The sequence below is a fragment of the Brachyspira innocens ATCC 29796 genome, assembly GCF_000384655.1.
GTDB classification, from domain to species: Bacteria; Spirochaetota; Brachyspiria; order Brachyspirales; family Brachyspiraceae; genus Brachyspira; species Brachyspira innocens.
In genome coordinates, this window is sequence record NZ_ARQI01000102.1 from 15068 (window position 1) to 41865 (window position 26798).

Below are 26798 nucleotides of genomic sequence, written 5' to 3' on the forward strand. Positions count from 1 at the left end.
TTTTATTCTCCTATTTTTTTATTAATAGTTTCATCTTCTGATTTATCTAAATCATCATTATCATCTGAATCATCAGAATCTTTATTTTTCACTACATAATTTTTAGTTTCTAAATTTTCTTTTATCTGCTTTTTTAACTCAGTTTTTCTGTTTGCCTTAGCTTTAACAGCATCAAATTTTTCTTTTGATTTTTTGAATACTTCTTCAAATAATTCTCTATTAATATCAGAATTTTTTTGTATACTTGTTATAAGAACTTCTAAAATCGTATTTTTTATTTCTCTAGGAGCAAAACCTTCTATTTTTTCACTTAAAGAAAGTAAGAAATCATCATCTTTTACCTCCTCATCAATAGGAGCTTTACTTGGTATCATCTTTTTTATAATTTTTAATCTCATATTTTTATCAGGAAGTTCAAACTGTATATGTTTTAAAATTCTGCTTTCAAATGCACTATCATAATTTTCATGCAAGTTTGTAGCAAAAACAACTATACCATTAAAAGATTCAAGTAATATTAACATTTGACTTCTTAAAGAGTTAACAGCCTGATCTGAACTTGAAGAAACATTTGTTATACGCTTTCCCAAAAAAGAATCAGCCTCATCAAAAAATAAAAGACAATTTTCTTTTTTAGCTATTTCAAAAGCTTGCACTAAATTTTTAGGAGCATCGCCTACAAATTTAGACTCTATATCTGAATAGTTGAGAGAAAGTATTTTTAAATTTAATTCGCTTGCTAGTATATGTGCTGACATAGTTTTACCAGTACCTGGAGGTCCGTAAAAATTAATTATACATCTAGGTACAGGGTCTATATCTTCAAATCCCCATTCATAATATATTTTATTAATACTTTTCACCATAGTTATAACTTTTTCTAATTCTTCAAAAGTAGAATCATTTAAAACTATTTGGTTAATATTGTATTTTGGTTCTGTAGGATTTACATTTAATTTTACAGTATCTTCATCATTATTATTACTTTTATTCTTTTTATTTGATGGTATTAAAAATTTATTTTCTATCTCTTCTTTTGTATAGTTAAAAGCCACAATAATTTTTACTTTTAATTTATTTTCTAATATAAATTTATTTTCTATATGTGATAATCTGGCTTTTAATAAAGATATTTTTACATCTTGATCATCATTATATTCTATATCTTCTTTATCCACATAAGCAATATTATTTGTCATTTTTAGCTTATAATCATCATAATTATATATCAAAAAAATAATTACGCTTTTTAATCTTTTATCTTTAATTTCAAAATCTTCTAGTTTTTCAGTAATTTCATCATACAACTCAGAATCAGTATTATTATCATTAGTTAATTGATAGACTTCTTTCAACACTCCCATAACACCTCCAATAAAAAATATTATCACACTAATATATAAATTATTATAATAATATTTAAATATATTAACATATATTAAACATTATAAACTAATTACAATATTTGTCAATAGTATTTATTATATATTTTTAAATAAAAGTATATTTTATATTACTATAATATAAAATATACTTTAAAATAATAAAATTAAATTTAAAAAACATATAAAAATTTAATATAAAATAAATACTACTTTAAAAAAATTTTATAATATTATTTATTGACTTTTTTAAAATATTTAATATAATTTATCTAAATATTATATGGAGGAATATTATATGTTATGGTGGTTATTAGGTGCTGCTCTGCTTGGTGCTGCTGTTTTATTGACTTTAGATGCTTTAGCTGATATCTTAAGAAAAAAATATCCAAATGCTAATTATGCTGTTATAAAAAAAGTAAAGAGAAATTTTAATAGCGGTAATTATAATGAAATCAAAGTTGATTTATACAATGGAAATGGAAGAAAAATGCAAAGAGCATCTATTGAAGCAGAAGAAATTTCAGATGAAATCGAAGAAGGTGAAGTTTTAGAATTATATTAAATCAAGAATATTTTCTATAAATAAAAAAAGACAGAATAGTTTTATAATCTATTTTGTCTTTTTTGTTATTTTAAAATTATTAAAAATCTGTCTATTATTAAATTTTGATTCTGCTAATTTATCATAAAGCCTATTGGACATTACCTTTAAACTAGCAAATGTAAGCCCTCCTGAAGCCATACCTACTAATATTGGTATAACTTTTGCCGCCACACTTTTGCAGCTACATCTTTAGTTAATTTGATGCCTACTAATTTTAACAAAGCCTCAATAGTATTCCACCCTATAACTTTAGTTAATGCCATTTTAGGAAGCTGTTTTAAAGCAACACCTGACAAATACTGAGCTACAGTTTTTAATTAAGCCTGAGTATCTCAAAACATAACACTTAAATAAATCAAAACAATATTAGCCTCATCATTAGTTAAAATAAAAACCCCAGTACATAATACTGAGGTTTTATATATAAAAATGTATTAATTATTTATTAATACATACCGCCCATTCCGCCGCCAGGCATTGGAGGCATTGGTTTTTCAGGTTCTGGTATATCAGTAATAATAACTTCTGCTGTTAATACTTGGCTAGCAATAGAAGCAGCGTTTTGTAAAGCACTTCTTGAAACTTTAGCAGGATCAATAATACCAGCTTTCAACATATCAACCCATTCATTAGTAAGAGCATTAAAACCCATATTGCCTTTTTGTTCTTTAGCCTGAATAGCAACAACTGAACCGTCTAAACCAGCATTTGTAGCTATCATTCTTATAGGCTCTTCTATAGCTCTTTTTACTATATTAATACCAACTTGCTCATCAGCATTGTCAGCTTTTAAAGAAGCAAGTTTATGCTGAGCATGTAAATAAGTAATACCGCCGCCAGGAATAACACCTTCTTCAACAGCAGCACGAGTTGCAGATAAAGCATCTTCTACTCTAGCTTTTTTCTCTTTCATTTCCACTTCAGTAGCAGCACCTATATTTATAACAGCAACACCGCCTGAAAGTTTAGCAAGTCTTTCCTGTAATTTTTCTCTGTCATAATCGCTGTCAGTTTCTTCTATTTGTTTTTTAATTACAGTAACTCTATTTTTTACGTCTTCTTTGCTTCCAGCACCTTCAACTATAGTAGTATTTTCTTTATCTACAGTGATTTTTTTAGCTTTACCAAGCTGCTCAATAGAAGCATTTTCAAGTTTCATACCTAAATCTTCGCTTATAACTTGGCCGCCTGTTAATATAGCGATATCTTCAAGCATAGCTTTTCTTCTGTCGCCAAAACCAGGAGCTTTAACAGCACATACATTTAATACTCCTCTCATTTTGTTAAGTACTAAAGTAGCTAAAGCTTCATTTTCAATATCTTCAGCAATAATAATGAAAGGTCTTCCAGTTTGAGCAATCTTTTCAAGAATAGGAAGAAGTTCTTTCATATTAGAGATTTTTTTATCATATATAAGAAGTAAAGCATCTTCTAATTCAGCAGTCATACTGTCTCCGTTAGTTACGAAGTATGGAGAAATATAACCTCTGTCAAACTGCATACCTTCTACTAAAGAAAGGCTAGTTTCTAAAGATTTAGCTTCTTCTACAGTGATAACACCTTCTTTACCAACTTTTTCCATAGCATCGCTGATTAAACTTCCTATTTCTTTATCATTATTAGCAGAAATAGTAGCAACTTGAGCGATTTCTTCTTTACCTTTAATTTGTTTAGCTTCAGATTTGATATAACCAACTATTTCATTAACAGCTTTTTCTATACCTCTTTTAATAAGCATAGGATTAGCACCGCTAGTTACATTTTTCAAGCCTTCTTTAACCATAGCCTGAGCTAAAACAGTAGCAGTAGTAGTACCATCACCTGCAACATCATTAGTTTTGGTAGCAACTTCTTTAACAATTTGAGCACCCATATTTTCAAATGGATCTTCTAATTCTATTTCTTTAGCGATAGTTACACCATCATTTATTATAGTAGGAGGACCAAATTTTTTGTCTATTACAACGTTACGTCCGCGTGGTCCTAAAGTTACCTTTACGGCATTAGCTAAAGCATCTACCCCTCTCATAAGGGCACGTCTAGCTTCTTCATCAAATAATAGCTGTTTTGCTGCCATACATTTTCTCCTTAATTAATTATTATTAAATTAAATTATTAGCATTATTAAACTTTTAAAATTATTTAGTTTTAAAATTGTAAAAATTATACATTAAAAAATAAATATTTTCAAGTATGCAAATGTGTTAATTAGATTAAAAAAAAGCACTGATATATTTGATATCAATGCTTTAATAAAAAATAACAGATAAATTATAGCAAACCTAATCTGCGTTCTTTTTTGATTTTTCTTTTCATTCTTTTAAGAGCTTTTTCTCTCTGAAGTTTTTTCTCAAGAGAAGGTTTTTTATAGAACTGTTTTTCTTTAAGGTCTTGTAAAATACCTTCGTTCTCACAAGCTCTGCGGAATCTTTTAATAACGCTTTCTACTGGTTCGCCTTCATTAGCGAATACTCTTACCAATTAACTCACCTGCCTTTTTATAAAATTATTAGCGGCGAAGGGACTTGAACCCCTGACACTGCGGATATGAGCCGCATGCTCTAACCACCTGAGCCACGCCGCCAAAAATAATAAGCCTATATTTTCGGCTATTAGCGGGGGCAGGACTTGAACCTACGGCCTTTGGGTTATGAGCCCAACGAGCTACCAACTGCTCCACCCCGCGGTATTTAATAAATAATGAAACCAATATACACTTTTTTAAAAAAATGTCAAGTATTTTTATATAAACTTATTTAAAAACTCTTCAGGTTTTAATGCTTCTCCAGACTCAAATAAGTTTATTATATACTTATTAACAAATATTTTCTCTTTTTTTAATTTTGTCTCGATAAATAAACCTTCGCTTTTTAATCTTGATAATAGTCTTGCTGCCTTATCTCTTTTCCAATCAAACATACTCATTAAATCTATTATCCTAATATAAGGCGTGATAAATATCATATAAAACACGCTTGAATCAGCTAGTTTCTTAAAATTTTTATTTTGTAAAAGTTTATCTCTTAATACTTTTAAATTACTATGCACAAAGCTAATAGTATCAACAGCATACAAACATATACCGCGTAAAAACTGCAAATATCTTATTATAGATTCCTTATTAAAACTTTCATTCATACTCATTTCAAAAAATTGATAAGGATAAAGTATAGGCTTATCTAATAATTTTAATTTGTATGAATAAATATTAAACACAACCCTGCATATTATAAAACAGCTTTGATAATCTTTAACATATTCATAAGATATTTTTTGATAAACCAATAACTTTAATAAAGGATCTAAATCTAGATTATCTATATAAGATATTTTCTCATCGTAGCTTTTATCGATATTAATTTCTTTATCTTCAAGCCTGCTTATTATTCTTGAAAGAACTTCTGAATTATAATCACTTTGTACAAACTCTTTTAATATAGCAAACTCTTTATACTTTGAATGATATTCTTCCAATATGCTATACGATATCATAGCTATATCTTTAAACTCATAACTGCTTGAAGGATTTAATATTAATGATAATATACTTAAAAGATACTCTGAATTTTTTAAAGATATGCATGACATTCTAAAATCATAATAAGCATGCCAAGTTTTAGCCAATTCTTTAAGCACATCAACATCGTCAAACATCTCTGTATTAAATTTATTACTCATATACGTATATTAACACAATAATGCTTATATATCAATACATATTTTTTTGTAGAAGTCATATGCTGTTAAGTTTTTTTATAGCCTCTTCTATAGCTTCCATTTTAGCTTCATATTTGTTAATCTCTTCTATTCTGTTTATACCATCACATGCCTGCCATAATGAAACTAGAGCAACATAATCTTCTGCCTTATCATCAATATTATAATTATCAAAATGATATGTTATCCCTGAAAGAACACATTCAAAATCTGTAATAACAGCATCATACATCTTTTCAGCTTTCTCAAACTCCTCTATTTCTTCAAAGCATAAAGCAGTTTTTATCATGTCAGGACCAACTAAACCTCGGTAATTAGACATAACATTACATGTAATATAACTTTTATAGTACATCACTTCTGCCCTAGATCTGGCATCTCCTGCTATTTCTGAAAAATCTGAAAGAACATCTAATATAGCTCTGTATATAGACGATGTTATAACTATACTTACTCTATTAATAGCAGCAGAATTTTTAAAGCCTGATACTATATTGTGAGATATATTTGAAATAAGTTCATATATAGTTTTTACTAATATATTAAGCTCTTCTCTATATCCTCCGAAATAGAAGGCATATATAAATCTTACAAAATCACCGTATAATAATGCGTTATTTGCTGTTAAATTAAAATCTATATTATCTATGCCGCTTATATCTTTATTATCAATCAAATTTTTTATAACTTTAATAACACTCCCGTCATCTTCATAATGAAGTTTGGAATTTTCTGAAGTAAATAATTCCAGAGCATTTAATTTTCTCTTTCCGCTAAACTCTCTTATATAAGAGTTTAATGTAGATTTAGCCAAAAAAGTATTTCCTACAGACAATGGCTTTAATATATCAGAATATTCGCCGTTAAATAACTCATTAACTAAATGTTTTATCTCTTTACTGTCCATATTAAAACAACCTCATTATATTATATAGATGTATTATACAATATATTAATAAATAATAGTATAGTAAATAATCATTAAATAATATATACTTTTTATTAATTTTAATATAAAATACACAAAATAAAAACTGATAGGATATATAAATAATGGAACTTTTAGCACCAGCTGGAAATAAAGAAAAATTAGAAGTAGCATATCATTACGGAGCAGACGCTGCATATATAGGCGGAGCATTATTTAATTTAAGACATCAAAGTAAAAATACAACTATAGAAGAGCTTGCTGAATGTGCTGAGCTTGCAAAAAAATTAAATAAAAAAATGTATTTAACTTTAAACGCTTTTTTGCATGAATATGATAAAAACAATTTAAAAGAATATCTAAAAGAAATTCAAAACTTAAATATAGACGCTTTTATAGTTTCAGATTTAGGGGTATTAGGAATAGTTAAAGAAATTATACCAGAGGCTAATATTCATATAAGCACTCAGGCTTCTGTAACTAACAGCTATTCCTGCAAAATATATGAAAGTCTTGGAGCAAGCAGAATAATACTTGCAAGAGAATTATCATTAGATGAGATAAAAGAAATTAGAGATAATACTGACTTGGAATTAGAAACTTTCGTACATGGAGCAGTATGTATGTCATATTCTGGAAGATGTTTATTATCAAACTTCTTAAATAACAGAGATGCAAACGGAGGAGAATGCTCGCAGGTTTGCAGATGGAATTTCAAAACATACATAGAAGAGAAAACAAGACCTGGAGAGTTTATGGAAATAGAAGAAGGCGAAAACCATTCTACGATATTAAGCAGCAGAGATTTGCAGATGGCTGAATATTTGCATTTGCTTCAGAAAGCTGGTATTGACTCCATAAAAATAGAAGGAAGAATGAAAAGCGTATATTATGTTGCAAATACTGTGAGAGTTTATAGAGTATTATTAGACTTACTCGACAGAATAGGATACGAATCCTACCCTGAAGCAATAAAAAAAGAACCTATTGCAAGCTATTTAAAAGAACTTGATACCATAAGCAGAAGAGAAAGCGATACTGGTTTTTATTTCGGAAGAGATAATATCAAGCCTACATTAAAAGGATATTTGAAAGGAAGAAGACTTATGGGTATGATTTCTGATGACAGTGAAGAATATGCTAAAATTACAGTATACAACACCATAAAAAATGGAGACAATTTAGTGTACATAGGCAAAGATTTTATTAATCATAATGACAACAGATTCAAACTATTTATAAAAACAGATGATAATGAGTTTGTAGAAGTTGATAACATTAGAAATATAGACAATGCCTATATAAAATCAGGAGCACATAATTTTAAAAAATATGATATTATAACTATAGAAGAAGATTAAGAGAATATTAAAAAATATGGTACTTGGTGTAGATTTCGGACGCAAAAAAACTGGCACTGCTTTTATGGATATGAATATAAAAATTCCTTTTCCTTTGCTCCTTATAGAAGAGAGTAATGCCAGAAAAGTTAAGCGTGCTTTGATGGATATAATAGAAGATAAAAATATTGATACTGTTGTATTCGGGCTTCCTTTATCTGATGAAGGAAAAGAAAGCGAGTGGTGTTCTGAAATAAGACGTTTTTCCGAGTTTCTTTTAAAAAGTGTCAAAGTGAATATTATTTTTGTTGATGAATACGGCACTTCAAAAGAGGCTGATTATATATTGAGAGGCAAAAAAAAGAGTGTTAAAAAAAAAGCTAATGATTTAATAGCTGCCGTTTTAATACTAGAAAATTATTTAAACGTTTTGAATATGAACAATAAAAATGATAAACTATAATTATTTACTATTTTTATAATTAAATAGTTATAATAATAAAAAATATAAGTTTTCAAAATATAATAAAAAAGGTAATAAAATATGAATCAAAATATAACTAAAAAATATATAACACTATCATCTATAATAGCAGTATTAATAATAATATTAATAGCTGTAATTCTATTAAAAAATAAAGGTTACTCCTTACCTACCCTAAAAGCAATAAATTCAAATATATCTGAAATTATTATAAAAAGAGGAGCTAATGAAACTATATCAATAAAATATAATGATAACAAATGGACTGTTAATGATAAATATAATGCTGACAATTCATTGATAGAAGCTATGACAAATGCATTAAATATCATTCAGCCTACAGAAATAGTTTCTAGGGGTGATGATGAAGCTATGCTAAAATATAAATTATCTGATGATGAAGTATTATCAGTTGAAGCATTTGACAGTTCTTCAAAAAATGTAAGAAATATAAAGTTTGGTATGAAATCAGCATTTGGAAATAGTGTATATGCTAAAATAAATAATGATAAAAATATATACTTACTTGGAAATACATCTTCTAATCCTAAAGATATTTTTGATAAAACAGAAAATGACTTGATAAATAAAACCATATCAAAAATAAAAAACGATGACATAGAAAATATAACTATAGAATACAATAACAATGCATATACTTTAGAAAAACCTAAAGATAATACAAACAATGTATGGATTAAAACTTGGAATAATACAGAAGTAAAAGCTAATGATGTTTATACAAGCATATTTACATTAGCTAATTTAAATGCTGACGGATTAATAACTAATGAAAATATAAATAAAAATAATACATTATATAAAATCAATATAAAAACTTCTGACAACAACAATAAAACATACGAGATATTAAACAAATTAGATGACAATAATTATGAAATAGTTAATACCGATGACGATAACAGATATTATATGACAGAAAATTCATTTAATACTTTTATAGAGGCGATTAATTACATAACAAAATAATTATTAGACTTGTTTCAAAACTAAATTTGTTAATATTTATAAATTTTTAATTTAACATTTTTAAATTATAGTTTGGGCTTTGCCCTTACGAAGTACACAGCGTGACCGCTCTGCGTGCTTCGCAAAACCCCAGTTCTTTTATGACGTCTGTCCGCCTGTGGCGTGGTATAAGGCACAGCCCGCCTTCGGCGAGAACCATACTCTGTACGCCTGTGGCGAAAGAACTGCATTTTGTAGCTTAAATAATATAATTTATACAATATATAAAACATCTATTTAAATAATAATTAATATTATTAAATTTAGCATAAAATAACAAACTTACAAAATTATTTGTCAAGTACTTTTGAAACAAGTCTATTTAAAAAATTTAAGAAAATAAAAAATATTTAAAAGATATTTATAATAACGGCTTTGCAGTGCAGAGCTTTATTTTTATATAATTTATATAAATTACATAGTAAAAGATTCGCCCAAATATACTTTACGTGCTAACGGGTTATTAACTATCTCTTCAGGAGTACCTTTTACCAATATTTGACCATTACCCATAATATATGCTCTGTCTGTAATTCTCAAAGTTTCACGTACATTGTGGTCAGTAATTAATATTCCCAAACCTTTATCTTTAAGGGAAGCTATGATATTTTGTATATCTATAACAGCAATAGGGTCTACCCCTGCAAAAGGCTCATCTAATAGTATAAACTTAGGATTAACAGTGAGTGCCCTTGCTATCTCGCATCTTCTTCTCTCTCCTCCTGAAAGAGTATATCCGTTTTGTTTTCTTACATGAGTAATATTAAACTCAGCAAGAAGCATATCAGTTATATCCATTCTGTCTTTAGCTGATAATGCTTTATTATATTCTAGTATAGAAAGCAAATTATCTTCTACTGACATCTTACGGAAAATAGAAGCCTCCTGAGGAAGATATCCTATACCAAGTGTAGCTCTCTGATGCATATGAAGATTTGTAATATCCAAATCATTTAAATATACATTTCCAGCAGTAGCTTTAACAAAGCCAACCGTAATATAAAAACTAGTAGTTTTACCCGCCCCATTAGGTCCTAAAAGCCCTACAATCTCACCTTGTTTTACACTATAAGAAATATCACCTATTATTTTTCTTTTACCATAATATTTTGTAAGATTAACAGCACGAATTTCATAAGGATTTTCTTTATCATAATTAAAGAAATTTTCTGCGGTTATTGGATTATTAGAGGGTATATTACTGACATCATCTTTTTTTTTGAAAATATTTAAAAATTTACCAAGCATACACCCTCTCTATTTTATTTTTTTTATAAAATTATAAATTCACACTTGTGCCATGTTTTTGAGCATCCAAATTACCAATGGCTTTATCAAATGTATATAAATTTCTGCCTTTTAAATCGCCCAAGATTTTTATTTTATCAAGAATATCATTAAATAATTCCTGTTCTTCAAGCTGTTCTTGTATAAACCAATCTAAGAATCTTAAAGTAATATAATCTTTTTTCTCAAAAGAATAACCTACAAGCTCATTTATGCATGAAGTAATATATTCTTCATGTTTAACAACTGTTTCAAATAAATCTTCTACTGATTTAAAATCATTTTGAGGAGCATTCATTTCTCCAATAGTAGCCTGTCCTCCTACTTTGTTGATAAAATCTCTAAACTTTTCAAAATGTTCTAATTCTTCTCTGTAATGACCGTATAAGAATTTACTGCAGCCTTTAAGTCCTTGTTTATCGCACCAGCTAGCCATATTAAAATAAAGGCTTGCTGAATACAATTCTTTATTCAATTGAACATTCAATACTTTAATTGTTTCTTCATTATTGATTATAGACATAATAAAAACTCCTTTTTAAATATATATTTTATATCCTTTTTTATTTTATAATAATGTAAAAAAATTATCAATTAAAAATCTTAATTGTATATTATATATTATAAATTTAAAAAAATGAACAAATTTATAATAAAAATATATAAAAAATATAAAAAAACTATTGCACAAAAATAAAAAAAATATATAATTCCTAACCGTAATAGAAAATCGAGTGGTTTATTTGATTGCTATTGCATCCATTTTGGTAAAATTATTTTGACCTTAACCTTCACAAAAGGGGAAAAGAGGCCATACGGACAGCCGGGTCAAAAGCCGATTTGCGATTCAATCGTGTTAAATTATTTATAAGGAATAAACGTACTTGTGAATGATCAACATGAGCAGTAAAAGTATAAATTACTGTATAGGCTCAAATAAACTAAAAAATAGTTAAAGATCTAATCAAGTACAATTATTTATCTTTATGTAAGGAAACTTATGTTAGAAAAATAATTGTATTTTTTTATATAAGATTTCCTTCTGCACAAGATGTGAGGAGGATTTTTATGCCAGACAAGATTAAACTATACGGGTTTAATAATCTTACAAAAAGTTTAAGTTTCAATATCTACGATGTTTGCTATGCAAAAACAGAACCAGAGCAAAGAAAATATATAGATTATATTGATGAGCAGTATAACTCTAAAAGATTAACAGAAATACTTTGCAATGTAACTGACTTGATAGGTGCTCATATACTAAACATATCAAAGCAGGATTATGACCCTCAGGGTGCTAGCGTAACTATACTAATTTCAGAAGAACCTTTAAATGATACTGTGCTTGATGAAACATGTAATAAAGGCAATATTTCATTTGTAGAAAAAGAAACAGTATGTGCACATTTGGACAAAAGCCATATAACAGTACATACATACCCAGAGTATCACCCAAATAAAAGTATATCATCATTCAGAGTTGATATTGATGTATCTACATGCGGTAAAATATCCCCTCTTAAAACACTTAATTATTTAATACAATGCTTTGATTCTGACATAATATCCATAGACTATAGAGTTAGAGGATTTACTCGTACTATAGACGGAAAAAAATGCTTTATAGATCATAAAATAACAAGTATACAAGATTATATAAGCGAAGAAATTCAAGAAAGATACGATGCTCATGACATAAATATATATAGTGCAAATATATTTCATACTATGATGATAATTAAAGAACTTAATCTTAGTAATTATCTCTTTGGAAAAGATGTTAATGAGTTTACTCCAAAAGAAAGACTTAAAATATCTAATGATCTTCGTCAAGAAATGATAGAAATATATTCAGGAAGCAATGTATACGATAATGAATAGACAAGAGAGAACACCTATTGTTGAAGCATTAAGACAATACAGAAAAAAAAGAATAGTAAGTTTCGATGTACCAGGTCATAAGCAGGGAAAAAGCACAAAAGTTTTGATAGATGTACTTGGAGAAAAATGCGTTCAAATAGATTATAATTCATCAAAGCCTTTAGACAATGCCACTCACCCTATAGGAGTTATAAAAGAAGCTCAGGAATTAATGGCTGAAGCATTTAAGGCTAAAGAATCATTTTTTATGGTTGGAGGCACTACATCTGCTGTTCAGGCTATGATATTTACGGCCTGCAAATATGGAGAGAAAATAATACTTCCTAGAAATGTACATAAAAGTGCTATTAATGCTCTTGTTTTATGCGGTGCTGTGCCTATATATGTAAATCCGGGAGTAAATAAGGAATTGGGTATATCTTTGGGTATGTCTATAGAAAATATAAAAAAGGTAGTAGAGAAAAATCCTGATGCTAAAGCTATATTTGTTAATAATCCCACCTACTATGGAATATGCTCTGACTTAAAAAAAATAGTAGAATTAGCTCATAAAAATAATATGCTTGTTTTAGCAGATGAAGCACATGGCACACATTTTTATTTTGGTGATAATCTTCCAATAAGTGCTATGGAGGCAGGTGCTGATATGAGCTGTGTAAGTCTTCATAAAACAGGCGGATCTCTCACTCAGTCATCAGCACTTTTAATAAACAATAATGTCAATGGTAATCATGTAAGACAGATAATTAATCTTACTATGACTACAAGTCCTAGCTATATACTTATGAGCAGTCTTGATATAGCAAGAAGCGAATTAGCTATTAACGGCAAAGAAATTTTTAAAACTGTTATTAATATGGCCAACTATGCCAGAAAAGAAATTAATAAAATAGGCGATTACTATGCATTTGGTGAAGAGATAATAAACAATGATGATATATATTCTTTTGACAATACAAAACTATGCATACATACTAGAAAAATAGGTCTTGCTGGAATTGAAGTATATGATAAATTACGTGATGAATATAATATACAAATAGAGTTCGGAGATATAGGAAATATTCTAGCTATAATATCGGTAGGAGACAGAAATCTTGAACTTGAAAGACTTATAGCAGCATTGGCTGAATTAAAAAGAAAGTATAAAAAAGACTATACTCATTTATTTGATCATGAATATATTAATCCAATAGTAAAATACAGTCCTCAAAAGGCTTTTTATAGTAATAAATATTCTGTAAAATTAGATGACTCAATAGGCAAAACTTCGGCAGAATTTGTAATGGCATATCCTCCGGGTATACCTATAATAGCCCCGGGAGAAGAAATCACTCAAGAGATTATAACATATATAAAATATGCAAAAGAAAAAGGCTGTGTAATGCAAGGCACAGAAGATATAGAATTAAATAATATACAAGTAATGGAGGAATAAAATGGAACTTTGGTATACAGAAAATCATACTGAGGAATCTAAATTTTCAATAAAAGTAGAAAAACAATTATATTCAGCACAAACTAATTTTCAAAGAATAGATGTATTTGAATCAAAAGAATTCGGCAAGTTCTTTACATTAGACGGACTTATTATGGTAACAGAAAAAGACGAGTTTATTTATCATGATATGATAGTGCATATTCCAATGGCAAGCAATGGCAATATAAAAAATGTACTTGTGATAGGAGGCGGAGACGGAGGCACTGTAAGAGAATTAACACGCTACAAAACTATAGAAAAAATTGACATGGTAGAAATAGATGAACAAGTTGTAGAAGTATGCAAAAAATATTTTCCATCAACAACTTCTGGATTGAGCGATAAAAGAGTAAGTTTATATTTTCAGGACGGATTAAAGTTTGTAAGAGATGCCAAAGAAGGAGAATACGATTTAATAATAGTAGACTCCACAGATCCATTTGGACCTGGAGAAGGATTATTTACAAGAGAGTTTTACGGCAACTGTCATAAAGCATTAAGTAAAGACGGCATACTCGTAAATCAGCATGAATGTCCTTATTACAGTGATTATGCCTATAATATGCAAAGGGCTCACAGAAATATATACGAAACATTTAATATAGCTAAAGTGTATCAGGCTCATATACCAACCTACCCTAGCGGACATTGGCTTTTTGGATTTGCCTCAAAAACTATAGACCCTATAAAAGACCTCAAAGAAGAAGAGTGGCTTAAACATAATTTGGATACAAAATATTATAATCTTGATATACATAAGGGCTGTTTTGCTTTGCCTACTTATGTAAAAAAACTATTGGAGCAGTCTCATCATGAATAATAAGCCTAATATATTTATGGCATTGGATTCTAATTTTGAAGAAAGTAATATAGTGGTATTTGGTGCTCCTTATGACGGAACTGTAAGCTACAGACCAGGTACAAGATTTGCACCTAATGCTATAAGAGTGGAATCTTTTGGTATAGAAACTTATTCACCGTATCAGGAAAAAGACTTGGAAGATTTGAAAGTTTTTGATTATGGAGATTTAGAACTTCCTATGGGAAACAGAGAAAAGGCTCTTGATATCATATATCAAACTTCTAAAAAAATTGTAGAAAGCAACAAAATACCTTTTATGATTGGCGGGGAGCATTTAGTGACCTTGCCTGCATTTAAGGCCGTGTTTGAAAAATATAATGATATAGTTTTAATACAATTTGATGCCCATGCAGATTTAAGAGATAATTATTTAGGAGAAGGTTTAAGTCATGCATGTGTTATGCAAAGATGTTATCAGATTATGAAAAGTAAAGAATTATATCAATTTGGCATAAGGTCTATGACTAAAGAAGAACATGAATTTGCTAAAAAACATACTATATTAGAAAAGTTTTCAGCAAATACTGTATCAGAAGCAAAAGAAAAAATAAAAGATAAACCTGTATATATTACAATAGACCTTGATGTTTTAGACCCTTCAATATTCTCAGGTACTGGAACTCCAGAGGCAGGAGGACTTACTTATAAAGAACTTCAGAAAGCTATACTTGATATGAGGGGATTGAAGATTGTAGGTGCTGATGTTAATGAGCTTTCTCCAGATTATGACAACAGTAAAGTATCAACTATAACAGCCTGCAAAGTTATAAGAGAAATGCTTATGATAATATGATTATAATAATTGGGTATATTAATAATTTAATATACCCATTTTATCAAATATTTATGAATTATGTTCTCTAGAATCTAAATTACCTACATACTTGTCAAATGTATAAAGATTTCTTCCTTGCAAATCGCCTAAAATCTTTATTTTTTTGATAATATCATTAAATAATTCTTCCTCCTCTAATTGCTCTTCAACAAACCACTCTAAAAATTTCAATGTAACATAGTCTTTGTTGTCAATAGCTATACCAACTAATTTATTAATACATGAAGTAATATATTCTTCATGTTTAATAACTTTTTCAAAAAGCTCTCCTACATTATTAAAACTAAACTCTGGGGCTTTCATCTCTCCCATTATAGCCTGACCTCCAGCTTTATTTATAAACTCTCTGAACTTCTCTAAATGTGTATGCTCTTCAGCTGAATGATTATATAAAAAAACACTGCATCCTTTTAATCCTTCTTTCTCACACCAGCCAGCCATGTTAAAATATAAATTAGCTGAATAATGCTCCAAGTTTAAATGTTCATTTAATAATTTTACTGTTTCTTCTTTTATTATTGACATATAAAAACTCCATTTTTTAGATTTTACTAACATTATTTTATACTATTCTAACATTTTTTACAATATACTAACAATAAATAAAAGCTATATTTTTTTGGATTTTTGTAAATATTATTATAGAAATTAAAACATTTATAACAAATTTTTAATAAAAATAAGCATTAAAAACTTGTTATAAGAATTATACTTTGTAAAAACTACTGTAATAGGCTCAAAGCATTTTGAGGCATATTATTGGAATGAATAAGCATAGCCAAAGCTGATTGAGATTTTATAGAGCTTATTGTTTCATAAATAGAAGCCTCTGCTATATCCTTATCCATTTTTTTACTTCCATAAGAAACCATATTTTCATAATAAGTCATAAGTCCATGAGTGTACTCATCAAATCTATTCTGATATGCTCCCAAATCTGCTCTTTGCTTAATTACATATTTAATTGCCTCATCTATTATGCCTATACTCTTATTCGCCTTGCTCACAGAAGATATGGATATATAACTGTTAAGCTCATTTTTTAATTTTAGAGAATTTGCTGTGATTGTAGCAATATAAACTCTTTTCCTTTGATACCTTCCAGCTCCTATATGTATCCACATACTTGCTGAAGCATTGGCAAAGTTTGCAAATCTTCCTGTAAATATTTTTAAAGTATTAAACTGTGCCTGACTTGCTATTTTATCTATTTCGTCTATCAAACCTGATACCTCTGTCTGCATATATAATCTGTCAGTATTGCTGTATATACCGTTTGATGCTTTTATAGATAATTCTCTTATACGCTGAAGTATACTCATAGTTTCTTCTATGTATCCATCAGCAGTTTGAATAAATGATATTCCGTCCTGAGTGTTTTTTTCGGCACGCATTAAATATCTAGCCTGTACAAGCGGACCTTTTTCACTTGCAAATAATTTTGGAAATTTTTTTCTGCTGTCATTGGCATTAACTTTCAAAAATCTGTTCGCTCTTATAGCATTCACATTATTAGTTATTATCATAAATTACTACAATAACTATCCCCCAGTAACCCACAATATAAATTATAACTAATTAAAAATATTTTTCAAATTTTAATTCAATTATTCTATTATAAAATAGAAAAAATAATATATTTTCTATAAAATTACATAAAGTTATCATAATATAATTTTTATTTTATATTTTATAAAATCGGAATTCTTAATAATTGCTGTAATAATTATAAGTAATTATAAAGTACTAAATAAAAAAAATATACAATAATAAAACGTAATGATAAAAATATAAAACAAAACATACATAATTAACTTATATAATAATAAACACTAAAATGAATCAGTAAGCCTAAAATCTGAAATTATAAATACCAAAAAGGTATAAACAAATCTCATGCTGATTTCTTTTTTATTTTCAGCCTTTTTAAAATCGATAGTTATATCTACTGGATCATCATATTCTATATCTGCATCGACTTTTGCAGACATTGTAAAAATATCTCCGTCATTTGCAGGAAATGTATATGTTATAGTATCATTATATCCTAATACATCATTGGTATACATATCATATCTTTTAGCAAATGCCTTAAAAGCTCCGTAACTTGCTTCTATACTTTTTATCTTTTTTATTTCTTTTTTCAAATTCTTTTTATCCAATTTTATAAGTATTAATTGATTTATTGGCTGTGATAATTCATAATCCTCAAGCTGTTTTCTCCATTTATCTATAGTGTTATTATCCATTTCTACAGGAGTTGCCAAACTTATAAAATTGTCAGAATTAATTTTTACTTCTTCATCATCACAATTTGAATAACTTCCATCATTTGAATATCTAAAAGTTGTTATAATTCTTTTATCTTTATCACACAGATTCCATATCAAAGAAGATGCAAATTTATTCATTAAATAATTATCGATAAAAACTTCTTTAAACAAATCATAACTGTATATATCACCATCTATTAATGTAATACTTAAAATACTAGCAGTATGATTAATAAACTTTTGTACTTCTTTTCTTAATTCTTTTATTTCTTCTTTTAATTTTTCATCAAAGTTTTGAGGAATCTTTTTCAATTCTTTATTATTTTTTATATCGAATAAAGTTAAACTATAATCACTATTAGCAATTAATTTATAATCATCATTTAATATTTTTTCACCTTTAGAATCAAATCCGTAATTAGGCGTACATCTTAATCTAAATTCAGTATAACCTATATTCATTTTTTCAAGTAATTCATTAATCATTTTTCCAGCTTCTTTGCGAACTTCGGTTTTCTTTGTATCTGAATATATTTCATATAATAAACTTTGAGCATATCTGCTTTCTATATTGAATTTTATCATTATAAGGAAAACTTTTGAATCAATACCTAATAATATTAATTCAGATATCTCTTTTAAAGCTTCATCTCCTCCATACATAGCATAAATAAAACCTGCAATCTCTGTGTTTTGATTTTCTAAATAAATTTCTCTAATGAACTTTAAAAATGATTCAAAGTCAAGCAAATTAACTATATTATCAATTTTTTCTAATCTGTTAATCATTCTTTTTAAAGATAAATACTCTGAATATATATACTTTATCACTGTAATATTTACTTCTCTTGATTTATCTTTTACTAGAACATGGCAATCTTTTATAAATTCAAGTTTTTTATCTTCTTTTTTAGCATTATATTTTTTTTCGGCATACTTTTCTGCTTTTTCTATAGTTTTGAAATTATAATCTTTTGTAACAAATGAAAGCTCATTAGAAAAATCACTTTCAATTCTTTTTCTCAATCTTACAATTCTTTTATTTTTATCTTTTGCAATAAGATCGTATATTTCTTTAACATTAAATTTTGTTATAGTTATATAATCTTCTTTAGGATAAAATGCCTGCATATATACTTTAAGTCTTATATGTAATTTATCCTCATCATCGCAAAAAGTACCAACTTCTTCTAAATTATCTAAATTCCAATTTTCTAAAGACTCATAATGATCAAACTTATACACAAATCTAAATAGTCCCGCAGCAGTGATTAGCTTTTGTGTATTCCATTTATCAAGAGGCTGATTAAAACTTTGAGCCATATAAAACATCATATCCATATTTTCAACGTTTGACACATTCCAGCTATTTAAAGGCTGATCAAATTTCATGCATGAGAAAAATGTCTTTTCCATGTTTACAACATTAGAAGTATTCCATTTATCAAAAGGCTGATTTAATTTTTCGCATTGCCTAAACAAAGAATCCATATTTGTAACATTAGAAACGTCCCAATCATTAAGAGGCTGATTAAAAACATCACAATATGCAAACATACTTGATAAATCTTTAACTTTAGAAGTATTCCATTTATTTAAAGGCTTATTAAAAACTTTTGCACGAGTAAACATATTAGACATATCTTCAACATTAGAAGTATCCCATTTATTCAAAGGCTGATTAAAGTTTTCGCATTCTTGAAACATGCCTTTCATATTTTTAACTTTTGATACATTCCAATTATTTAAAGGCTGATTAAACTCATTCGCACCATAAAACATAAATGACATATCTTCAACATTTGAAACGTCCCATTTATCAAGAGGCTGATTAAAATTAGAACAATTAGCAAACATATTATTCATACTTTTTACTTTAGATACATTCCAATTACTTAAATCAGGATTAAAATCTATAGTTGAATATCTTACCAACGTATTATAGCCCATATATGCAAACATCATATCCATATTTGTAACATTAGAAACGTCCCAATCTTCTATGCCTTCAAAATCTTTTCTTTTACTTTCATAAAAAAGCTTGCTCATATCTGTGATAAGACTTGTATCAATATAACAAAGTTTTATACCGTCAGTAAATACTAATTTTTTGAGTTCTTCTTTTGTTTCTGGTTTGTATTTTCTCATAATTCTCTCCAAATTGATTTTAATATAGTGTTATTTTTTATATTTTTTTAATCATAATCTTTTGTAACAGATGAAAGTTCTTCTGAAAAATCACTTTCAAGTTTTTTTCTTAATTTGGATATTCTTCTATTTTTATCTTTTGAAATAAGATTATATATTTCTTTAACATTATCTTTTGTTATAGTTATATAATCTTCTTTAGGATAAAAAACTTGCATATATACTTTAAGTCTTGTATGCAATTTATTTTCATCATCACAAATTAAAGTTATATCTTTTAATTTATCTAAATTCCAATGTTCTAAAGATTCATAATGATCAAACTTATCGGCATATTTAAACAAAAATGCTATACTAATTACTTTTTTTGTATCCCACTTATCAAGCGGCTGATTAAAACTTTTTGCTAACTGAAACATGCAGGCAATATTTGTTACATTGGATACATTCCAGCTATTTAAAGGCTGATTAAATTTTTTACAATCATTAAACATTCTAAACATATTTTCAACATTAGAAGTCTCCCATTTATCTAAAGGCTGATTAAAATTAGAACAACTATCAAACAAAGATTCCATATTTTTTACATTAGATACGTCCCAATCATTAAGAGGCTGATTAAAAATAGTACAATAACTAAACATATTTGACAAATCTTCAACTTTAGATATATTCCAATTATTTAAAGGCTGATTAAAGTTTTTTGCCAGATTAAACATAAAAGACATATCAGAAACATTAGAAGTATCCCATTTATCCAAAGGCTGATTAAAACTTTCTGCTAACTTAAACATATATCTCATATCTTTTACTTTAGAAACATTCCAATCATTAAGAGACTGATTAAAAACTTTTGCCCCCAAAAACATAAATGACATGTCTTCAACATTAGAAGTATCCCACTTATCTAAAGGCTGATTAAAATTAGAACAATAAGCAAACATATTACTCATCTTTTTAACTTTAGATACATTCCAATTATTTAAATTAGGATTAAAATCTATTCTTGATAAATCTAAAATAAAATTATAGTCCATATATGCAAACATATAAGACATATCCTCAACATTAGAAACGTCCCAATCTTCTATGCCTTCAAAATCTTTTCTTTTACTTTCATGAAAAAGATAACTCATATCCGTTATAAGACTTGTATCAACACAATTAAGCTTTATACCGTCTGTAAATACTAATTTTTTGAGTTCTTCTTTTGTTGTTGGTTTGTATTTTTTCATAATCTAGTATCCTAATTATAAATTTAAAAATTATTTATTATAATCAAAATAAATCTGTAAGTCTAAAATCCCAAATCATTAATACTAATAAACTATAAACAAATCTTTTACTTATATATCTTTGATTTTCGCTCTTTTTAAAATCAATAGTAATATTTATTTGTTCATCATATTCTCCCTGAATTTTTGAAGTCATAGTCAAAATATCTCCATTATTCGATGTAAATGCATATGTTACGATACCATCATATGCAATTACATTACTAATAGGCATTTCATATTTTTTAGTAAAATATTTTAAAGCTCCATAAGCTGCATCTATATTTTTTATTTTATTTATTTCTTTTTCCAAATTATTTTTATCTAATTTTATAACTGTTAATTGCTGTAAAGGCTGTGCTATTTCATAATCTTCAAGCTGCTTTCTCCATTTATTTATAGTGTTATCGTCCATTTCTACAGGGCTTGCCAAACTTATAAAACTATTATAATCAATTTTTACTTCTTCATCTTCACAGTTTGAATAACTTCCATCACCTGAATATCTGAAAGTTGTTATAAAATTAGAATCTTTATCATATAAATTCCATATCAATGATGGAGCAAATCTATTCATCATAACATTATCAATAAAAATATCTTTGAATATATCATAACTGTATTTATTACCATTTATTAATGTAATTGCTAAAAGATTAGAATTATCTTTAATAAACTTTTTTATTTTTTTTCTTAATTCTTTTATTTCTTTTTTTAACTCTTCATCAAGATTTTGAGGAATCTTTTTTAATTCTTTGTTATTTTTTATATCAAATAAAATTAAAGAATAATTGTTATTTAAAATCAATCTATACTCATCATTTAGATTTTTCTCCCCTTTAGAATTAAAACCAAAATCAGTAGCATATCTTAATCTAAATTCAGTATAATCAATATTCATTATTTCAAGTAATTCATTAATTATTCTTTTTGCTTCTTCTCTAACTTCTGTTTTCTTTGTATTTGTATATATTTGATATAATAATTTAAGTGCATATTTACTTTTATTATTTAATTTGATTATTATAAGTGAAAGTTTTGTATCATGTGCTTTTTTATATATATTCTTTAAAGCCTCATCACCTCCATATAAACAATAAATAAAAGCAGCTGTTTCTTTATTAGTTTCATCATAAATATTTTTAATAAACTTTATAAAAGATTCTTTATCAAGTAAATTAATTATATTATCAATTTGCACTAATCTTTTAACATCTCTTTTAAGAAACAAATATTCTAAATATATATATTTTAAAACTTTAGTGTTCACCTCTCTTGATTTATCCTTTATTAAAACCTTATAATCATCATTTATAAAACTTACTTTTTTATCATCTTTTTTATTATAATTATTTTCAAGATACATTTCTGCTTCTTCTATAGTTTTGAAATTATAATCATTTGTAACAGATGAAAGTAACAAAGAGAAATCACTCTCAAGTTTTTTTCTTAATACTACAATTTTTTTATTTGTATCTTTTGAAATGAAATCGTATATTTCTTTGACATTATCTTTTGTGATAGTTAAATAATTTTGATAAGAACCATAAAATGCCTGAAGATATGCTCTGATTCTTAAAGGCAATTTTTCTTTATCATCGCATAAATCACTCATATTTAATATTTTATTTAAATCCCAATTTGCTAATGAGTTATAACAATCAAACACTTTAGAATACTTAAACATTGAGTCAATTTTTTTTAAGTTTTTTGTATCCCATTTATCAAGAGGCTGATTAAATGAAAGAGTATCACAAAACATAGCTTCCATATTTTTTACATTGTATACATTCCAGCTATTTAAAGGCTGATTAAAAGCTTTGCATTGTACAAACATCTCATGCATGTTTTCAACATTTGAAGTATTCCATTTATAAAGCGGCTGATTGAATTTATAAGCTCTTCTAAATGTACCTTCCATAGTTTTGACATTAGATACGTCCCAATTATTAAGAGGCTGGTTAAAAACTTCACACTCACAAAACATATAACTCAAATCTTCAATTTTACTAACATTCCAATTATTTATATTTTGATTAAATGATTTAGCATAATTAAACATAAAGCTCATAGTCTTAACATTTGAAGTATCCCATTTATCAAGAGGCTGATTAAATTTTATAGCTGCCTGAAACATACCGCTCATATTTTTGACATTAGATACATTCCAGTTATTTAAAGTATGATTAAAATTTATTGCCCAAAAAAACATAAATGACATATCCTCAACATTAGAAGTATCCCAATCTTCTATGCCTTCAAAATATTTTCTTTCACTTTTATGAAAAAGATAACTCATATCAGTAATAAGGCTTGTATCGATACAATCAAGTTTTATATCATCAGTAAATGCTAATTTTTTAAGTTCTTCTTTTGTTTCTGGTTTGTATTTTTTCATAATTTAATCAAAATTAATTATGTATATTTATTATTTTTTAGAGCAGGCACAAAACTATTATGCCTACTCTATATTATATAAAAATTAAAATAAATCTGTGAGCCTAAAATCCCAAATCATTAATACTAACAAAGTATAAACAAATCTTTTACTTACTTCTTCTCCATTTTCATTATCAAAATAAATATTAATTTTTACTCTGTCATGAAAATCAGTTTTAGAATTAACGTCAGCATCTATAGTAAAAGTATCTCCATTCTTTGTTTTTAATGAATAGCTTTTAACGACATCGTATCCTATATACTCAGAATACATTTCATATCTTGCACCAAAAGCCTTGAAAGTACCATAAGCTATTTCTGAATTATCTATTTTTTCTATTTCGCTTTTCAAATTATCTTTATCTAATTTTATAACAGTTAATTGCTGTAAAGGCTGTGCTATTTCATAATCTTCAAGCTGCTTTCTCCATTTATCTATAGTGTTATCGTCCATTTCTACAGGGCTTGCCAAACTTACAAAACTATTATCATCAATTTTTACTTCTTCATCTTCACAGTTTGAATAACTTCCATCACCTGAATATCTGAAAGTTGTTATGAAATTATAATCTTTATCATATAAATTCCATATCAAAGATGAGACAAATCTATTCATCATAGCATTATCAATGAAAACATCTTTGAATACATCATAATTGTACTTTTCTCCGCTTGCTAATAAAACAGCCAAAAGAGAAGAAGTATCTTTCATAAAGGAAGGAATTTTTTTTCTTAATTTTGTTATTTCATCTTTTAAATCTTCATCAAAGTTTTGAGGAATCTTTTTTAACTCTTTATTATTTTTTATATCAAACAAGCTCAAAGAATAATCACTATTCAAAATTAATTTATAATCTTCATTTAATAATCTCTCACCTTGAGAATTAAAGCTAAAATCAGGAGAAAATCTTAATTCAAACTCCTCATAGCTAATATTCATTTTTTTAATCACTTCTTCAATTAGATTATAAGCTTCATAACGAACTTCAGATTTTTTTGTACTTGAATATATTTCATATAATATTCTAAGTGCATATTTACTTTCTATATTTAATTTAATTATTAAAAGTGAAAGTTTAGTATCTTTTTCTTTTTCATATATATTTTTTATGGCCTCATCTCCTCCATATATTCCATAAATAAAAGCTGCAGTTTCTTTATTAGTTTCATCATATATATTTTTAGCAAAATTTATAAATGATTCTTTATCAAGTAAATTAACTATATTGTCAATCTGTGTTAATTTTTTAATATCTCTTTTTAGAACCAAATACTCTAAATATATATATTTTAAAACTTTATTTTCAACTTCTCTTGATTTATCCTTTATCAAAACCTTATAATCATTTATAAAACTTACTTTCTTATCATCTTTTTTATTATAATTATCTTCAACATACTTTTCTGCTTCTTCTATAGTTTTGAAATTATAATCATCAGTAACAGATGAAAGTTCTTTACTAAACTCTGTTTCTAATTTCTTTTTTAATGCCATAACTTTTTTGTTTGTGTCTTTTGATATTGCATTATATACTTCTTTTACATTATTTTTTGTAATAGTTATATAATCTCTTGATACTAAATCATATTCTTCTGATATAAAATCATCATCATCATATTCTTTATCACTATTTTCTATAGGTACATAAACTTTGTGAGAACCATAAAATGCCTGCATATATACTCTAAGTCTTAAAGGCAATTTTTCATAGAATCTTTCATAGTTAGAACAAAAATCACTAATATCTGATACTTTACTTAAATCCCAATTTGCTAATGAATCATAAGAGTCATAGCTGTCAGTATATTTAAACATTGAGTACATTTTACTTAATTTTTTGTATTCCATTTATCAAGCGGCTGATTAAAAGAATCGGCAGAATAAAACATAGATTCCATAGTTTTTACATTGGATACATTCCAGCTATTTAAAGGCTGATTAAATTGTTTACATCGGCAAAACATATCATGCATGTTTTCAACTTTTGAAGTATTCCATTTATCAAGAGGCTGATTAAAAGAAATGGCAGAATGAAACATAGCCTCCATAGTTTTTACATTGGATACGTCCCAATCATTAAGAGGCTGATTAAAAGAGCCACATGCATTAAACATATAACTCATATCTTCAACTTTACTAACATTCCAATTATTTATATTCTGATTAAAAGTTTTAGCAAGACTAAACATACCGCTCATATTTGTAACATTAGAAGTATCCCATTTATCTAAAGGCTGATTAAAACTTAAACATTCTCTAAACATCCAAGACATATTCTCAACATTAGAAGTATCCCAATCTTCTATGCCTTCAAAATCTTTTCTTTCACTTTTCTGAAAAAGTTCACTCATATCTGTAATAAGGCTTGTATCTACATCGCTAAGTTTTATACCGTCAGTAAATACTAATTTTTTAAGTTCTTCTTTTGTTGCTGGTTTATGTTTATTCATCAATTCCTCCTAATTTCAATATGGATATATAATATTATAAAAATCAATTATATTTTTATAGAAGACACAAAACTATGATGCCTACTTATTTGATAACCCCAACAAAAAACGAGTCAAAAAACAACTAATATATTCATATAATTAATTGCATAATATTAAATATGAGTTTAATTTGTGGAGTTATCATTATCTATAAATTCATAATTATTTAACAATAGATGCTCAATTAATTTAAATATATATTGAGCATCTTCTTCAGATACAGATTTAATTTCATGATTAGCTTCATTTCCTATTTCTCTAACTTTATCTATAAGCCCCTTTTGTTTTTTATGTATGATACCTTCATTGTATAAATAATCTATATAGTTTTTGAATGTA

21 protein-coding genes, 2 tRNA genes and 2 pseudogenes are annotated in these 26798 nt (G+C 27.0%); 8 read left to right on the top strand and 17 right to left on the bottom strand.

Going from position 1 to position 26798, the window contains the following annotated elements:
• Window positions 1-2 precede the first annotated feature (2 nt).
• Window positions 3-1364, bottom strand: a complete 1362-nt coding sequence (locus F811_RS16215) for an ATP-binding protein (RefSeq protein WP_020004357.1) — start codon at window positions 1362-1364, stop codon at window positions 3-5.
• Window positions 1365-1680: 316 nt separating this feature from the next.
• On the opposite strand from F811_RS16215, the gene F811_RS0105910 reads away from it, so the two are divergent.
• Window positions 1681-1947: a hypothetical protein gene (locus tag F811_RS0105910; protein ID WP_020004358.1), complete on the top strand. Its 267-nt coding sequence runs from the start codon at window positions 1681-1683 to the stop codon at window positions 1945-1947.
• Between the two features lie 48 nt (window positions 1948-1995).
• Here F811_RS0105910 and F811_RS16500 read toward each other — a convergent pair whose 3' ends face one another.
• From F811_RS16500 to F811_RS0105950, 7 genes are all read right to left on the bottom strand, one after another.
• Window positions 1996-2160 carry a hypothetical protein gene (locus F811_RS16500; protein WP_156821990.1) on the bottom strand — a complete coding sequence of 55 codons (165 nt, stop codon included), beginning with the start codon at window positions 2158-2160 and terminating at the stop codon, window positions 1996-1998.
• A gap of 274 nt (window positions 2161-2434) precedes the next feature.
• Window positions 2435-4066, bottom strand: a complete 1632-nt coding sequence (groL, locus tag F811_RS0105925; RefSeq protein WP_020004361.1) for a chaperonin GroEL — start codon at window positions 4064-4066, stop codon at window positions 2435-2437.
• A gap of 194 nt (window positions 4067-4260) precedes the next feature.
• Window positions 4261-4470: a 30S ribosomal protein S21 gene (gene rpsU / locus F811_RS0105930; RefSeq protein WP_008724792.1), complete on the bottom strand. Its 210-nt coding sequence runs from the start codon at window positions 4468-4470 to the stop codon at window positions 4261-4263.
• 29 nt (window positions 4471-4499) lie between these two features.
• Window positions 4500-4573 (bottom strand) — tRNA-Met (locus tag F811_RS0105935).
• Between the two features lie 29 nt (window positions 4574-4602).
• Window positions 4603-4675: transfer RNA gene (locus F811_RS0105940), tRNA-Met, on the bottom strand.
• A gap of 56 nt (window positions 4676-4731) precedes the next feature.
• Window positions 4732-5667: a hypothetical protein gene (locus tag F811_RS0105945; RefSeq protein ID WP_026364365.1), complete on the bottom strand. Its 936-nt coding sequence runs from the start codon at window positions 5665-5667 to the stop codon at window positions 4732-4734.
• 55 nt (window positions 5668-5722) lie between these two features.
• Entirely contained in the window at window positions 5723-6613 is an 891-nt protein-coding gene (locus F811_RS0105950; protein ID WP_020004363.1) for a hypothetical protein, read from the bottom strand.
• Between the two features lie 146 nt (window positions 6614-6759).
• On the opposite strand from F811_RS0105950, the gene F811_RS0105955 reads away from it, so the two are divergent.
• From F811_RS0105955 to F811_RS0105965, 3 genes are all read left to right on the top strand, one after another.
• Window positions 6760-7995 (top strand): peptidase U32 family protein, encoded by a 1236-nt coding sequence (locus F811_RS0105955; protein WP_020004364.1) that lies wholly within the window; start codon window positions 6760-6762, stop codon window positions 7993-7995.
• Between the two features lie 16 nt (window positions 7996-8011).
• A complete protein-coding gene (gene ruvX, locus F811_RS0105960) occupies window positions 8012-8437 on the top strand; it encodes a Holliday junction resolvase RuvX (protein WP_020004365.1) in 426 nt (141 codons plus the stop codon).
• Between the two features lie 81 nt (window positions 8438-8518).
• Entirely contained in the window at window positions 8519-9448 is a 930-nt protein-coding gene (locus F811_RS0105965; protein WP_020004366.1) for a DUF4340 domain-containing protein, read from the top strand.
• A gap of 453 nt (window positions 9449-9901) precedes the next feature.
• Here F811_RS0105965 and lptB read toward each other — a convergent pair whose 3' ends face one another.
• Together lptB and F811_RS0105975 are read right to left on the bottom strand one after the other, a co-directional pair.
• Window positions 9902-10735 carry an LPS export ABC transporter ATP-binding protein gene (lptB, locus tag F811_RS0105970; protein ID WP_020004367.1) on the bottom strand — a complete coding sequence of 278 codons (834 nt, stop codon included), beginning with the start codon at window positions 10733-10735 and terminating at the stop codon, window positions 9902-9904.
• Window positions 10736-10766: 31 nt separating this feature from the next.
• Window positions 10767-11297, bottom strand: a complete 531-nt coding sequence (locus F811_RS0105975; RefSeq protein WP_020004368.1) for a ferritin — start codon at window positions 11295-11297, stop codon at window positions 10767-10769.
• Between the two features lie 545 nt (window positions 11298-11842).
• Here F811_RS0105975 and speD point away from each other — a divergent pair.
• Genes speD through speB form a run of 4 tightly spaced genes read left to right on the top strand, consistent with a single transcriptional unit; the run spans window position 11843 to window position 15790 of the window.
• Complete coding sequence (speD, locus tag F811_RS0105980; protein ID WP_013115199.1) at window positions 11843-12655, top strand: adenosylmethionine decarboxylase; 813 nt, start codon at window positions 11843-11845, stop codon at window positions 12653-12655.
• Window positions 12648-14093 (top strand): aminotransferase class I/II-fold pyridoxal phosphate-dependent enzyme, encoded by a 1446-nt coding sequence (locus F811_RS0105985; RefSeq protein ID WP_020004369.1) that lies wholly within the window; start codon window positions 12648-12650, stop codon window positions 14091-14093. Before speD ends, F811_RS0105985 begins: the two co-directional genes overlap by 8 nt.
• A gap of 1 nt (window position 14094) precedes the next feature.
• A complete protein-coding gene (gene speE, locus F811_RS0105990) occupies window positions 14095-14955 on the top strand; it encodes a polyamine aminopropyltransferase (RefSeq protein WP_020004370.1) in 861 nt (286 codons plus the stop codon).
• The gene (gene speB, locus F811_RS0105995) at window positions 14948-15790 is read left to right on the top strand and encodes an agmatinase (RefSeq protein ID WP_020004371.1); all 843 of its coding nucleotides are present in this window, start codon (window positions 14948-14950) and stop codon (window positions 15788-15790) included. The genes speE and speB overlap by 8 nt, the downstream gene beginning before the upstream one ends.
• Before the next feature lie 51 nt (window positions 15791-15841).
• Here the strand turns inward: speB and F811_RS0106000 are convergent, their stop codons facing one another.
• The 7 genes and pseudogenes from F811_RS0106000 to F811_RS0106030 form a co-directional block, all read right to left on the bottom strand.
• The gene (locus tag F811_RS0106000) at window positions 15842-16357 is read right to left on the bottom strand and encodes a ferritin (RefSeq protein ID WP_020004372.1); all 516 of its coding nucleotides are present in this window, start codon (window positions 16355-16357) and stop codon (window positions 15842-15844) included.
• A gap of 197 nt (window positions 16358-16554) precedes the next feature.
• Entirely contained in the window at window positions 16555-17358 is an 804-nt protein-coding gene (locus F811_RS0106005; RefSeq protein WP_020004373.1) for a flagellin N-terminal helical domain-containing protein, read from the bottom strand.
• A gap of 306 nt (window positions 17359-17664) precedes the next feature.
• Entirely contained in the window at window positions 17665-20253 is a 2589-nt protein-coding gene (locus F811_RS0106010; RefSeq protein ID WP_020004374.1) for a BspA family leucine-rich repeat surface protein, read from the bottom strand.
• Window positions 20254-20303: 50 nt separating this feature from the next.
• Window positions 20304-21488 (bottom strand): annotated as a pseudogene (locus F811_RS0106015) (BspA family leucine-rich repeat surface protein); the annotation flags it as partial.
• Window positions 21489-21531: 43 nt separating this feature from the next.
• A complete protein-coding gene (locus tag F811_RS0106020) occupies window positions 21532-23925 on the bottom strand; it encodes a BspA family leucine-rich repeat surface protein (RefSeq protein ID WP_020004376.1) in 2394 nt (797 codons plus the stop codon).
• An 84-nt stretch (window positions 23926-24009) separates the two neighbouring features.
• Window positions 24010-26417 (bottom strand): annotated as a pseudogene (locus F811_RS16020) (BspA family leucine-rich repeat surface protein).
• Between the two features lie 167 nt (window positions 26418-26584).
• Window positions 26585-26798, bottom strand: a 214-nt coding sequence (locus F811_RS0106030) for a DUF4145 domain-containing protein (RefSeq protein ID WP_020004377.1), incomplete at its 5' end; no start/stop codon positions are given.